Annotated in this window: 11 protein-coding genes; all 11 read right to left on the bottom strand. The window is 56.2% G+C overall.

Going from position 1 to position 13,879, the window contains the following annotated elements; translation table 11 throughout:
* Positions 1–54 precede the first annotated feature (54 nt).
* A complete protein-coding gene (nuoN, locus tag ABGA49_RS04790; RefSeq protein WP_061493931.1) occupies positions 55–1,512 on the bottom strand; it encodes an NADH-quinone oxidoreductase subunit NuoN in 1,458 nt (485 codons plus the stop codon).
* 6 nt (positions 1,513–1,518) lie between these two features.
* Positions 1,519–3,048, bottom strand: a complete 1,530-nt coding sequence (gene nuoM / locus ABGA49_RS04785; protein WP_061493930.1) for an NADH-quinone oxidoreductase subunit M — start codon at positions 3,046–3,048, stop codon at positions 1,519–1,521.
* 128 nt (positions 3,049–3,176) lie between these two features.
* A complete protein-coding gene (nuoL, locus tag ABGA49_RS04780; protein ID WP_061493929.1) occupies positions 3,177–5,018 on the bottom strand; it encodes an NADH-quinone oxidoreductase subunit L in 1,842 nt (613 codons plus the stop codon).
* On the bottom strand, positions 5,015–5,317 hold the full coding sequence (nuoK, locus tag ABGA49_RS04775; RefSeq protein ID WP_002463445.1) for an NADH-quinone oxidoreductase subunit NuoK: 303 nt from the start codon (positions 5,315–5,317) through the stop codon (positions 5,015–5,017). Before nuoK ends, nuoL begins: the two co-directional genes overlap by 4 nt.
* Complete coding sequence (gene nuoJ, locus ABGA49_RS04770) at positions 5,314–5,868, bottom strand: NADH-quinone oxidoreductase subunit J (protein WP_061493928.1); 555 nt, start codon at positions 5,866–5,868, stop codon at positions 5,314–5,316. Before nuoJ ends, nuoK begins: the two co-directional genes overlap by 4 nt.
* 10 nt (positions 5,869–5,878) lie before the next feature.
* Entirely contained in the window at positions 5,879–6,421 is a 543-nt protein-coding gene (nuoI, locus tag ABGA49_RS04765; RefSeq protein ID WP_061493927.1) for an NADH-quinone oxidoreductase subunit NuoI, read from the bottom strand.
* A gap of 14 nt (positions 6,422–6,435) precedes the next feature.
* Positions 6,436–7,413, bottom strand: coding sequence for an NADH-quinone oxidoreductase subunit NuoH (gene nuoH / locus ABGA49_RS04760; protein WP_061493926.1), 978 nt, complete (start codon positions 7,411–7,413; stop codon positions 6,436–6,438).
* The gene (gene nuoG, locus ABGA49_RS04755; RefSeq protein WP_139109638.1) at positions 7,410–10,136 is read right to left on the bottom strand and encodes an NADH-quinone oxidoreductase subunit NuoG; all 2,727 of its coding nucleotides are present in this window, start codon (positions 10,134–10,136) and stop codon (positions 7,410–7,412) included. The genes nuoH and nuoG overlap by 4 nt, the downstream gene beginning before the upstream one ends.
* A gap of 91 nt (positions 10,137–10,227) precedes the next feature.
* Positions 10,228–11,565, bottom strand: a complete 1,338-nt coding sequence (nuoF, locus tag ABGA49_RS04750) for an NADH-quinone oxidoreductase subunit NuoF (protein WP_061493924.1) — start codon at positions 11,563–11,565, stop codon at positions 10,228–10,230.
* A complete protein-coding gene (gene nuoE / locus ABGA49_RS04745) occupies positions 11,562–12,062 on the bottom strand; it encodes an NADH-quinone oxidoreductase subunit NuoE (protein WP_039058775.1) in 501 nt (166 codons plus the stop codon). Before nuoE ends, nuoF begins: the two co-directional genes overlap by 4 nt.
* 2 nt (positions 12,063–12,064) lie before the next feature.
* The gene (gene nuoC, locus ABGA49_RS04740) at positions 12,065–13,867 is read right to left on the bottom strand and encodes an NADH-quinone oxidoreductase subunit C/D (RefSeq protein ID WP_088238123.1); all 1,803 of its coding nucleotides are present in this window, start codon (positions 13,865–13,867) and stop codon (positions 12,065–12,067) included.
* Positions 13,868–13,879: the final 12 nt, after the last annotated feature.

The raw sequence follows: 13,879 nt of genomic DNA, 5'->3' as shown, positions 1-13,879 counted from the left end.
CCCCCATAAAAAAACCGCCGATATCGGCGGTTTTTCTTTTCATCTTCCGGCTTATTACATCATTGGCATCGCCAGCTGTACGATGCTGATCAGCGGCTGCGGATAGATCCCCAGCAGCAGCACCAACAGGGCAGAGATCAGTACCACAATACCGCCCGCGCTGTATGCCCAGTCAGACGGCGCATCACGGTTCAATTGCTGCGGCGCACTCAGATAGAGACTCACCGCCACGCGCAGGTAGTAGTACAAACCAATCGCAGAACCCAGAACGACCGCACCCGTCAGCCACCACAGATGCGCCTGAACGCCCATCGCCAGGATGTAGAACTTACCGATAAAGCCTAAGGTCATCGGAATACCGGCCAGCGACAACATCATCACGGTCATTACCGCAGAGAGGATCGGGCGGTGCCAGAACAGGCCGCGATAGGAATAGAGCGACTCCGCATCCGGGCCGCGATAAGGGCTGGACATCAGGCTCACTACACCGAACGCGCCAAGGCTGCTGAACAGATAACCCGCCAGGTAAACACCCACGGTCTCCATCGACATCTGACCGCTTTGCAGTGCAATCAGCGCCACCAGCAAATAACCCAGGTGGGAGATGGAAGAGTAACCGAGCAGACGTTTAATATTGGTCTGGCTCAGCGCCATCAGGTTACCGAAGATAATAGAGGCGAAGGCAATAATGCCCAACACCACACGCACGGCTTCACTGTTACCAACCGGCGCGTAGAGAAACAGACGCATCACCACACCAAAAATGGCGATCTTACTGGCGGTGGCCAGAAAAGTGGAAACCGGAGCAGGCGCGCCCTGGTAAACATCAGGCGTCCACAGGTGGAACGGCACCAGCGACAGTTTAAAGCCAAGGCCAACAATCATCAGCCCCAACCCCGTCAACAGCAGCGGTTCATGCAGCACGTTCTGACCCAGCGCTTTACCGATGGCGACAAACGCCAGGTTGCCAGTCTGCGCGTACACCAGTGCAATACCAAACAGCAGGAATGAAGAGGCCGCTGCGGAAAGAATGGTGTATTTGATACTGGCTTCCAGCGAGCGTTTCTGACGGAAGGCGTAGCCAACCAGACCAAATAACGGCAGCGAAATCAGTTCAATACCGAGGAACAGCGACGCCATATGGTTAGCGTTCGCCAGCAAAATGCCGCCCAGCGCGGCAATCAGCACCAGCAGATAGAACTCTTCTTTGTTGTCGGTGTAACCTTCCAGCCACGGATAGGCGAAAGTACACGTGGCGAGGCTCGCCAGCAGCACCAGCCCGGTGTACAGCATGGCATAGCCGTCAACGCGCATCAGCGGGGTAACATCCATCGCCCCTGCCTGACCGACAAACCACAGGGAGAGCAGCGCGACGTTGAGACCAATGACCGACAGCGTGGCATTGAGGAAATGGTTGCGTCGCCACGCAATGGAGAGCATCACAACCACCACCGTCAATCCGACGATCAGCAGCGGCAGCAGCGCAATCAGGTGTTGTGGAGTTATTGTCATGGCGATTTACGGCCTTGTAGTAGTAACGGAATTAACAAACCACTGCTGGATATTGCCCATCGCGGAATGCGAGGTATCCAGAATCGGCTGCGGATAGAAGCCGAGCAGTACCAGAAGCACGACCAGAATCAGGATCATAAACAGTTCGCGCAGTGACAACCCCGGCAGCTCAGCGCTGGCCAGTTCGCTCTTCGCTTTACCGAAGTAGGCGCGGTGCAGCATCGCCAGCGAATAAACTGACGCAAAGACCAGACCGAAGGTGGAAATCACGGTGATCACCGGCACGACCTGATAGCTGCCGAAGAGGATCATAAACTCACCGACGAAGTTCCCCGTTCCCGGCATACCAAGCGTTGCCACGGCAAAGAACATCGACAGCGCCGGCAACCATTTAATCTTGCCCCACAATCCACCCATCATCCGCATATCGCGGGTATGCAGGCGTTCGTACAACTGGCCGCAAAGAATAAACAGACCGGCCGCAGAGAGACCATGCGCAATCATCTGGATAACCGCGCCCTGGTACGCCAGCTGGTTACCGGTGTAAATCGCAATCAGCACGAAACCCATGTGCGACACAGATGTGTAGGCAATCAGACGTTTGATATCGGTCTGGGTGAAGGCCATCCACGCACCGTAGAAAATGCCGATAACACCCAGCCACATGGCGATGGGCGCAAACTCTGCCGACGCGTTAGGGAACAGCGGCAGCGAGAAGCGCAGCAGACCGTAGGCCGCCGTTTTCAGCAGGATCCCCGCGAGGTCCACGGAACCGGCGGTCGGCGCTTGTGAGTGCGCGTCCGGCAACCAGCCATGCAGCGGTACCACCGGCATTTTCACTGCAAAGGCAATGAAGAAGCCGAGCATTAACAGGTATTCGACGTTGTCAGACATCGGCGTTTTCAGCAGATCCTGATAATCGAAAGTCCATACGCCCGTCGCGTTGTAGTGCACCAGCACCAGCGCCAGGATGGCAATCAACATCACCAGACCACTGGCCTGGGTATAGATGAAGAATTTAGTCGCGGCGGTAATACGCGTCTTCCCGTCGGAGGCTTTGTGGCCCCACAGTGCGATCAGGAAGTACATCGGCACCAGCATCATTTCCCAGAAGAAGAAGAACAGGAACATGTCGATGGCAAGGAACACGCCGATAACGCCGCCCAGGATCCACATCAGGTTAAGATGGAAGAAGCCCTGGTATTTTTCGATTTCACGCCAGGAGCAAAGCACCGCCAGCACACCGAGGAAACCCGTCAGGGTCACCATCAGCAACGACAGGCCATCCAGACCGAGATGGATACTGATGCCAAAGCGCGGGATCCAGTCCAGTTTGAACGACTCCTGCCATTGCGGGAACTGGGTGGCCTGCGTCAGAGAGTAGCCGCCCTGCAACCAAAGATGCAGAGAGAGTGCCAGCGTCAGTCCCATGGTAATCAGCGCGATCCAGCGCGGCACCTTCACGCCGAAGCGTTCGGTCTGCCAGCAGAGGAAGCCGCCGATAAAGGGGATGAGTATTAGCCAGGGTAATAACATGGCGGTGTATGTCCCTTATATTAATTCCTGTTCAGGCTATCGTGCTCGCCAGCCTGATTAGCAGGAATACTTACCTAAAATATGTTTTCATCGGAGGCGGAGTTCCCCGCCTCACAACTCACACAAACTCAACGCAATACCATCAACAGCGCCAGCACCACAACGGCACCAATGCTCATCGACGCCACATACCAGCGCAGGTATCCGTTCTCGCTAAACAGCAGACCTTTGCCTGCAAAGCGGGACAGGATAGCCGGGATGTTCATCAGTGCATTCAGCGGGTCGCTCTTCAGCAGCCACGCAATACCGAGGTACGGTTTGACGAATACGCGATCGTACAGCCAGTCGAAGCCCCAGGCATTGAACCACCAGGTACCGAAGAAGCGCCCTGCCGCACTGTTGGCAACCGAAGTCACCAGCGTACGTTTACCCAGCCACAGCCAGGCGGCCAGCAGGATACCGATGATCGCTACCGCACCAGACGCGACTTCCAGCATCACCACACTGCTGTGCGCAAGCTCGGTGGTATCCGGCAGTACGCCTTTCAGCGGCGGCACAATCATTGCGCCAATAAAGGTGGAGAGCACCAGCAACACGATCAGCGGCAGATGATGGGTGATGCCCTTCCCTGCATGCGCGTGAATTTGTTCTTTCCCGTGGAAAACGATGAAAATCAGGCGGAAGGTATACAGCGATGTCATAAACGCACCGACCAGGCCCGCGATCATCAGATTGATATGACCGTTAGCCACTGCACCTGCCAGGATCTCATCTTTACTGAAGAAACCGGCGGTCAGCATCGGCAGCGCAGACAGCGCGGCGCCCCCCACCAGGAAGCAGACATACACCAGCGGAATCGACTTACGCAGACCGCCCATTTTGAAGATGTTCTGTTCGTGATGGCAGGCGAGGATCACCGAACCGGACGACAGGAACAGCAGCGCTTTAAAGAACGCATGCGTCATCAGGTGGAAAATCGCCGCATCCCATGCCTGCACGCCCAGCGCCAGGAACATGTAACCAATCTGGCTCATCGTCGAGTACGCGAGTACGCGTTTGATATCCGTTTGCACCAGCGCGGCGAAACCGGCCATCAGCAACGTCACCGCACCGACAATACCCACCAAATGCAGCACTTCCGGCGTCAGCAGGAACAGACCATGAGTACGGGCAATCAGATAGACGCCTGCGGTCACCATGGTGGCGGCGTGGATCAACGCTGAAACCGGAGTCGGACCGGCCATTGCATCTGCAAGCCAGGTTTGCAACGGAAGTTGCGCGGATTTACCTACCGCACCGCCCAGTAACATCAGCGTTGCCCACATCAGCATGGTGTTGCCATTCGCAAAGTGCTGCGGTGCCAGTTCCACCATTTCGCGGAAGTTCAGCGTGCCCAGTTCGTTGTAGAGAATGAACAACGCAAACGCGAGGAACACATCACCAACACGGGTCACGACAAACGCTTTCATTGCCGCTGCGCCATTCTTTGGATCGGTGTAATAGAAACCGATCAGCAGGTAAGAGCACAGCCCCACGCCTTCCCAGCCGAGATACATCAGCAACAGGTTATCGCCCAGCACCAGCACCACCATGCTCGCAATGAACAGGTTGGTGTAAGCGAAGAAGCGGGAGTAGCCCTCTTCACCGCGCATATACCAGGAAGCGAACATGTGGATCAGGAAACCCACACCGGTCACGACTGACAGCATGGTTAACGACAGCCCGTCCAGCACCAGGTTGAAACCGATATTGAAATCGCCAACCGCCATCCAGGTCCACAGTGGTTTAGCGAAAGGCTGCTGACCATTGTTGAAAAAATCAACGCCGACAATCGCCGTGACCAGTGCCGCCAGACCAATCGACCCCACCCCCACGGTAGCGGAGAGGTTTTCTGACCAGCGCCCACGGGAAAAGGCCAGCAATACAAAGCCAATTAAAGGAAAAATAATGGTTAAGGCGAGCATGTTCATCCACGCATCTCACTTACTGAATCGATATTCAGATTCTGGCGGCGACGATGGAGTTGCAGCAGCAACGCCAGGCCAATGCTCGCTTCCGCAGCCGCGAGGCTGATCGCGAGGATATACATTACCTGACCGTCGGTCTGGCCCCAGTAGCTGCCCGCGACCACAAAGGCCAGCGCGGCGGCGTTAATCATGATTTCCAACCCAATCAGCATAAACAGCAGATTGCGGCGGATAACCAGACCGGTTAACCCCAAAACAAACAAAATCGCAGCGAGGATCAGTCCATGTTGCAAGGGGATCATGCGCGCTCCTCCGTTTTTCTTTTTGCGCGGTCATCAGCGCGATTGCTCAGCACTTCGCCCATACGATCTTCACGCCCTACGTGGAAGGCGACAACCAGACCAGCCAGCAGTAGCATTGACGCCAGCTCGACCGCCAGTACGTAAGGACCAAACAGTGTGATGCCGACCTCTTTCGCATTGATTGGCGTACCCTCGATGCCCTGATCGTTCACGCCAAGGATGGCATAAATCATGACCACCAGCAGTACGGCGGAGAGCAGTGCCGGACCTACCCAGATTTGCGGAGAGAGCCAGTTGCGCTCCTGCTCGACAACGGTATTGCCCAGGTTGAGCATCATCACCACGAACACAAACAGCACCATGATGGCCCCGGCGTAAACGATGATCTCCAGCGCACCGGCGAAGTACGCGCCGAGTGAGAAGAAAACCCCGGCAATCGCCAACAGGGACACAATCAGGTACAGCAACGCATGCACCGGGTTGGTATGCGTAATCACGCGAACCGTCGTCAGGATGGCGACCAGGCCACAGATATAAAAAGCGAACTCCATTGCCCTCTCCTTACGGTAACAGGCTCTTGACGTCGATAGGTTTGGCTTCGTTTTCCGCTTCACCTTTATCTTTGCCGTCGATTGCCATACCTGCCATCCGGTAGAAGTTATATTCCGGGTATTTACCCGGACCGGAGATCAGCAGATCCTCTTTTTCGTACACCAGATCCTGACGCTTAAACTCGCCCATTTCGAAATCCGGCGTGAGCTGAATAGCTGTTGTCGGGCACGCTTCTTCACACAGGCCGCAGAAGATGCAGCGGGAGAAGTTGATACGGAAAAACTCCGGATACCAGCGCCCATCCTGCATCTCCGCTTTTTGCAACGAAATACAGCCTACCGGACAGGCTACCGCGCACAGGTTACAGGCAACGCAGCGCTCAGAACCGTCCGGATCGCGCGTCAGCACGATACGGCCACGATAGCGCGGCGGCAGGTAAACAGGCTCTTCCGGATACATCCGGGTTTCGCGTTTCGCAAACGCGTGCAGGCCAATCATCCAGATACTACGGACCTGGGTGCCGAAGCCCACGATTAATTCTTTTAACGTCATGGTCTTTTCACCCCTTATTGCGCTTGCCAGAGAATGACGGCCGCCGTTCCCAGCAAGTTAATCAGCGTCAGCGGCAGGCAGATTTTCCAGCCGAACGACATCACCTGGTCATAACGCGGACGCGGTAACGCAGCGCGGATCAAAATAAACATCATCATAAAGAACGCGGTTTTGAGCGCGAACCAGATGAATGGCGGTAAGAACGGCCCGTGCCAGCCACCGAAGAAGAGCGTGACCATCAAGGCGGAAATGGTGACGATACCGATATATTCACCAACGAAGAACAGACCGAATTTCATACCGGAATATTCGATGTGGTAACCATCCGCCAGTTCCTGCTCTGCTTCCGGCTGGTCAAACGGATGGCGGTGACACACCGCCACACCCGCGATTGCAAACGTCACAAAACCGAAGAACTGCGGGATAACGTTCCACAAACCTGTCTGGCTGTTGACGATATCGGTCATATTGAATGAACCGGCCTGAGCGACAACCCCCATCAGGGAAAGCCCGAGGAACACTTCGTAGCTCAGCGTCTGCGCAGATGCGCGCATCGCTCCCAGCAAAGAGTATTTGTTGTTGCTCGACCAGCCGGCAAACAGCACCGCGTAGACGGCCAGGCCTGCCATCATCAGGAAGAAGAGGATCCCGATGTTCAGGTCGGCCACCACCCAGGTGGGGCTGACCGGCACAATGGCAAACGCTAACAGCAGCGAGGTAAACGCAATCATTGGCGCAAGCGTGAAGATCACGCGATCCGAGAATTGCGGGATCCAGTCCTCTTTAAAGAACATCTTAATCATGTCCGCCACCAGCTGGAGTGAGCCCCCCCAGCCGACGCGGTTCGGTCCGTAACGATTCTGGAACAGACCCAGCAGACGACGTTCGCCAAAGCTCATAAATGCGCCGCAGGTGACCACCACCAGCAGGATCACCACCGCCTTCAGGATGCTTAACAGAATGTCGATAACATCCGGTGTTAACCAGCTCATGCTTGCGCCTCCTGCAGATTTTCAAGACGTGCTCCGGCCAGAACCGGCGCAATGCCCGGCATGCCCATCGGCAAACCGACCTGCCCTGCCGCCAGACCTTCAGAAACCTGCAACGGCAGGCTGATAGTCTGCCCTTCGTAGGTAAAGGAGATATGCGCACCCGCGTTAACACCAAGCTTCGCCGCATCGACCGGGTTAAGCTTGATGTACGGTTGCGGCATACGGCTCTGGAACACCGGCGAGCGCTGCGACAATTCGTCACTGCCGAACAGATGATAGTACGGAGCGATACGCCATTTGCCGTCCTGCGCTTCAAACGCGCCTGGTACGGATGTGAAGTAATCCAGCCCGGTTTCAGAGGCTTCAATCAGGCGTACGCCCGGATCGCCATGGCGCAGATGTCCCCCCACTTCATCCTGGAACTTGTTCCAGGCCTGCGGTGAGTTCCAGCCCGGCGCCCACGCGAACGGAATTTGCGAACGCGGTGCAGACGGCTGGTTGTTCCCTTCCATGGAGAAGGCAAACATGGTGTCTTTATCCTGCGGCTGACGCGGCTCATGCACGCTGATATTGGCGCGCATAGCAGTACGTCCGCTGTAGCGATGCGGTTCACGCGCCAGTTTCTGCCCACGAATGCGGAAGCTGGCATCCGGCGCGGCGTCTTTAATACCGGCCAGTTGCGGCAAGGCTTCTACCACTGCGTCGATCACGTGATCAAGCTGTGTCCAGTCCACCTCGCGGTTTTGTACGGTACTGTGCAGTGAGTGCAGCCAGCGCCAGCTCTCCAGCATCAGGGTTTTGCTGTCGTAATAGCTCGGGTCATACACCTGGAAGAAGCGCTGCGCGCGGCCTTCGTTATTGATGACCGTACCGTCGCTTTCCGCAAAACTTGCGGCAGAGAGCACGAGGTGCGCCTTGTCCATGATCGCCGTGCGCTGGTGATCAATCACCAGTACCAGTGGTGCTTTCGCCAGTGCGGCGTCAACGCGGGCTGCGCTGGCATGACGGTGCAGATCGTTTTCCAGCACCACAACCGCGTCTGCACTGCCGCTTTCCAGCTCAGCCAAGGCATCATCGAGGCTACCGCCGCCGATCAGGCCAAGACCCATACTGTTCACCGAACGGGCAATCATCGTCACGCCGACATCGGAACCACGGCCTTTCAGCGCTTTGGCGACGTTTGCCGCCGCGTGGATCACGTCGGCGCTGCCGGCGTTCGTACCGGAAATAATCAGCGGTTTTTTCGCCCCGGCCAGCGCCTGAACGATAACATCCACTTTGCTCTTCAGGTCGTTGCTCAGGCCGTCGACCGCCGGAGCGGAATCATCCAGCGCGTGAGCGATAGCGAAGCCTAACCGCGCCTGATCTTCCACCGGAGCGCAGTAGGTCCACGCGGCGATATCATCCAGGCGAGTGCTGTCGATGTTAGTGACGAACAGCGGATGTTTGGCACGCTGACCAATGTTCATGATTGCGGCAATCTGCCAGTCGGCGACTTTTTGCGCCGCCGCCATTTCACGGGCTTTGCCTTTCACTGCCTGACGGACAGCCAGAGCGACACGTGCGCCCGTCTGCGTGATGTCTTCTCCCAGGATCAGCACCGCGTCATAGGATTCGATTTCGCGCAACGCCGGGGTATGGATACCGCCTTCGCGCAGCACTTTCAGCGCCAGCTCCAGACGTTGTTGCTCGCCTTTTGCAATGCCGGTATAGAAGTTTTCCGCACCGACCAGTTCACGCAGCGCAAAGTTGCTCTCCACGCTGGCGCGCGGCGAGCCAATACCGATCACTTTCTTCGACTGACGTAGAATATCCGCTGCGCCCTGCATCGCCTGCTCGGCGTTAAGGGTGATCAGATCGTCGCCACGACGCTGAACCGGCTGACGCGGACGGTCTTTCAGGTTGACGTAGCCGTAGCCGAAACGACCGCGGTCGCACAGGAAATAGTGGTTAACCGTACCGTTATAACGGTTTTCGATGCGACGCAGCTCGCCATAACGTTCGCCCGGACTGGTGTTGCAGCCCAGCGAGCACTGCTGGCAGATGCTCGGTGCGAACTGCATATCCCATTTACGGTTATAACGTTCGGAGTGGGTTTTGTCTGTGAATACGCCAGTCGGGCAGATTTCCACCAGGTTGCCGGAGAATTCACTTTCCAGCACGCCGTCTTCCGGACGCCCAAAGTAGACGTTATCGTGCGCGCCATAGACGCCAAGATCCGTGCCGTCTGCATAGTCTTTGTAGTAACGCACACAGCGATAGCAGGCGATGCAGCGGTTCATTTCGTGAGAGATGAACGGCCCCAGATCCTGATTGCGGTGAGTACGTTTGGTAAAGCGATAGCGACGGAAGCTGTGACCGGTCATCACGGTCATATCCTGCAGGTGGCAGTTGCCCCCCTCTTCGCAAACCGGGCAATCGTGCGGGTGGTTGGTCATCAACCACTCCACGACGCTTTCGCGGAATTGCTTCGCTTCATCATCGTCGATCGAAATGAAAGTACCGTCGGATGCCGGTGTCATACAGGACATCACCAGGCGGCCACGCGTGTCTTCCGCGTTTTGATATTGCTTCACCGCACACTGGCGGCACGCACCCACGCTCCCCAGCGCCGGATGCCAGCAAAAATAAGGAATATCAAGGCCCAGGGAGAGACATGCCTCAAGCAGGTTGTCCGCCCCATTTACCTCGTATTCTTTGCCGTCTACATGAATAGTAGCCATTAGCATGCTTCCAGTTGTCTCAGTCCGCGACTGAGAGTTAATCAAAATTCTGTTCGCGTCCCCTCATCGGTTCAGGATGAGGGGAGAACCATTACCAGCGCGCTTTCAGCAAGTTTGGCTGGATACCGCCAATCGCATGGGTATTGCTGAATTGCTGTTTGATGCCCGCTTCAAACTCTTCGCGGAAATATTTAATCGCGCTCTGTAACGGTTCCACCGCACCTGGCGCATGCGCGCAGAAGGTTTTACCCGGCCCGAGTTGTCGACACAGTTGCTCAAGTGTCTCGATATCTCCGGGCTGGCCTTCACCACGCTCCAGCGCTCGCAGGATTTTTACGCTCCACGGCAGGCCGTCGCGGCATGGCGTACACCAACCGCACGACTCGCGTGCGAAGAACTCTTCCAAGTTACGCACCAGCGAAACCATGTTGATTTCGTGGTCAACGGCCATCGCCAGCGATGTGCCCAGACGGCTTCCCGCTTTACCGATGCTTTCGAACTCCATCGGCAGGTCAAGGTGCGCTTCGGTCAGGAAGTCAGTACCCGCACCGCCCGGCTGCCAGGCTTTAAATTTCAGGCCATCGCGCATGCCGCCCGCGTAATCCTCAAGAATTTCACGGGCCGTGGTGCCGAACGGCAGTTCCCACAGACCGGGGTTTTTCACGCGGCCAGAGAAGCCCATCAGCTTGGTGCCAGTATCTTTACTGGTCGAAATGTTCTGATACCACTCAACACCGTTTGCCAGGATAGCCGGAACGTTGCACAGGGTTTCGACGTTGTTAACACAGGTCGGTTTCCCCCACACGCCGGAACTTGCCGGGAAAGGCGGTTTGGAACGCGGGTTAGCACGGCGACCTTCCAGCGAGTTAATCAGCGCGGTCTCTTCACCACAGATATAACGCCCGGCCCCGGTATGCACGAACAGCTCAAAATCAAAACCGGTGCCGAGGATATTTTTACCCAGCAGTCCGGCTTCAGTCGCTTCTGCAATGGCGCGGCGCAGGTGAACCGCTGCTTCAATATACTCACCACGCAGGAAGATATAGCCACGGTACGCTTTCAGCGCGAATGCCGAGATGAGCATACCTTCCACCAACAGGTGTGGCAGTTGCTCCATCAACAGGCGGTCTTTATAGGTGCCCGGCTCCATTTCATCCGCATTACACAGCAGGTAGCGGATATTCATCGATTCATCTTTCGGCATCAGACTCCACTTCAACCCCGTGGAGAAGCCCGCGCCGCCGCGGCCTTTCAGACCGGAGTCTTTTACCGCATTGACAATTTCGTCCGGCGCCATACCTGTTAACGCTTTACGCGCACCGGCATAGCCATTTTTGCTCTGATACTCGTCCAGCCACACCGGCTGTTTGTCATCACGCAGACGCCAGGTCAGCGGATGGGTTTCGGGAGTACGGATAACTGTTTTCATTTATACCGCTCCAGTAAATCAGGGATCCCTTCCGGTGTAAGATGACTGTGAGTATCCTCATCAATCATCATATTCGGGCCTTTGTCGCAGTTACCCAGGCAGCAGGTGGGAAGCAGCGTAAAGCGACCGTCGAAGGTAGTCTGGCCTGGCTTGATCTTCAGGTGGCTTTCAATCGCCGACTGAATGCCCTGATACCCGGTGATATGGCACACTACGCTGTCGCAATAGCGAATAACGTGGCGACCTACCGGCTGGCGGAAGATCTGGCTATAGAATGTCGCCACGCCTTCAACGTCGCTCGCCGGGATACCCAGAACATCGGCAATGGCGTAAATCGCGCCATCCGGCACCCAGCCACGCTGCTTCTGAACGATTTTCAGCGCTTCAATGGACGCCGCACGCGGGTCTTCGTAGTGGTGCTTTTCGTGCTCAATTGCCTCACGCTCTGCCGCACTCAGCTCAAAAGCCTCGGTTTGTGGTTGTTGATTCTCGTGCATAATTAGCGGTCCACATCTGACATAACAAAATCGATACTACCCAGATAAACGATAAGGTCGGAGACCAGGCTGCCGCGGATCGCCGACGGGATTTGCTGCAGGTGCGCAAAGCTCGGTGTACGAACGCGAGTACGGTAGCTCATGGTGCTGCCATCGCTGGTCAGGTAGTAACTGTTAATACCCTTGGTTGCCTCGATCATCTGGAAGGATTCGTTTGCCGGCATCACCGGTCCCCACGAGACCTGCAGGAAGTGAGTAATCAGGGTTTCGATATGTTGCAGCGTGCGCTCTTTCGGCGGCGGCGTCGTCAGCGGATGATCCGCTTTGAACGGGCCTTCCGGCATGTTGTTCAGGCACTGCTCAAGGATACGCAGGCTCTGGCGCAGCTCTTCAACTTTCAGCATCACGCGGGTGTAACAGTCGCTGACGCCGCCGCCCACCGGCACTTCAAAGTCAAAGTTCTCGTAACCGGAGTACGGACGTGCTTTACGCACGTCAAAGTCAATACCGGTCGCACGCAGGCCAGCACCGGTGGTGCCCCACTCCAGCGCCTCTTTTGCGCCGTAAGCGGCAACGCCCTGCGAGCGGCCTTTCAGAATGGTGTTACGCAGCGCCGCCTTCTCATAGGAAGCCAGACGTTTTGGCATCCAGTCGAGGAACTCGCGCAGCAGTCGATCCCAACCGCGCGGCAGATCGTGCGCTACACCGCCGATGCGGAACCAGGCCGGGTGCATACGGAAACCGGTAATGGCTTCCACCAGATCGTAGATTTTTTGACGATCGGTAAAGGCGAAGAACACCGGCGTCATCGCGCCTACGTCCTGAATAAAGGTTGAGATATAGAGCAAGTGGCTGTTGATGCGGAACAACTCAGAAAGCATCACACGGATGACGTTAACGCGATCCGGCACCGTAATGCCCGCCAGTTTTTCCACCGCCAGCACGTAAGGCATTTCGTTAACGCAGCCGCCGAGGTACTCGATACGGTCGGTATAAGGAATGTAGCTGTGCCAGGACTGGCGCTCACCCATTTTTTCCGCACCGCGATGGTGGTAACCGATGTCCGGTACGCAATCGACGATCTCTTCGCCATCCAGTTGCAGAATAATGCGGAATGCACCGTGCGCGGAGGGGTGGTTCGGGCCGAGGTTGAGGAACATAAAGTCCTCATTGTCGGTGCCGCGCTTCATACCCCAGTCTTCCGGTTTAAAGGTCAGCGACTCCATTTCCAGATCCTGCTTGGCTTTCGTCAGCTCAAACGGATCGAATTCGGTGGCGCGCGCCGGGTAATCTTTACGCAATGGGTGACCCGTCCAGGTCTGCGGCATCATAATGCGCGTCAAATGCGGATGACCGTTAAAGGTGATACCAAACATCTCCCAGGTTTCACGCTCGTACCAGTTGGCGTTCGGGAAGATTTTGGTCATCGTCGGCACGTTCAGATCGTTTTCAGCCAGTGCCACCTTCAACATGATGTCGCGGTTGCGATCGATAGAGATCAGGTGATAGAAAACGGAAAAATCCGCGGCGGGCAAACCAGCGCGGTGGGTGCGCAGACGTTCGTCCATGCCGTGCAGGTCGAACAGCATGACGTAAGGCTTCGGCAGTTTCTTTAAAAAATCGAAAACTTCCAGTAATTGCTCACGCTTAACCCAGACTACGGGTACCCCGGTGCGGGTCGCCTGAACGGTAAAGGCATCCGGCCCAAAACGGTTGCGCAATTCGCCAATGACCGGATCATCCAAATGATCCCGGGTCTGCCATGCGGCTTCTTGCGCAGTTAAATCGGTCATATTGTTCACCATTGCAAAGGGTCC

Source organism: Kosakonia sp. WA-90 (assembly GCF_039871955.1).
GTDB lineage: Bacteria > Pseudomonadota > Gammaproteobacteria > Enterobacterales > Enterobacteriaceae > Kosakonia > Kosakonia oryzendophytica.
This window is presented reverse-complemented; position numbering and strand designations above follow the sequence as displayed.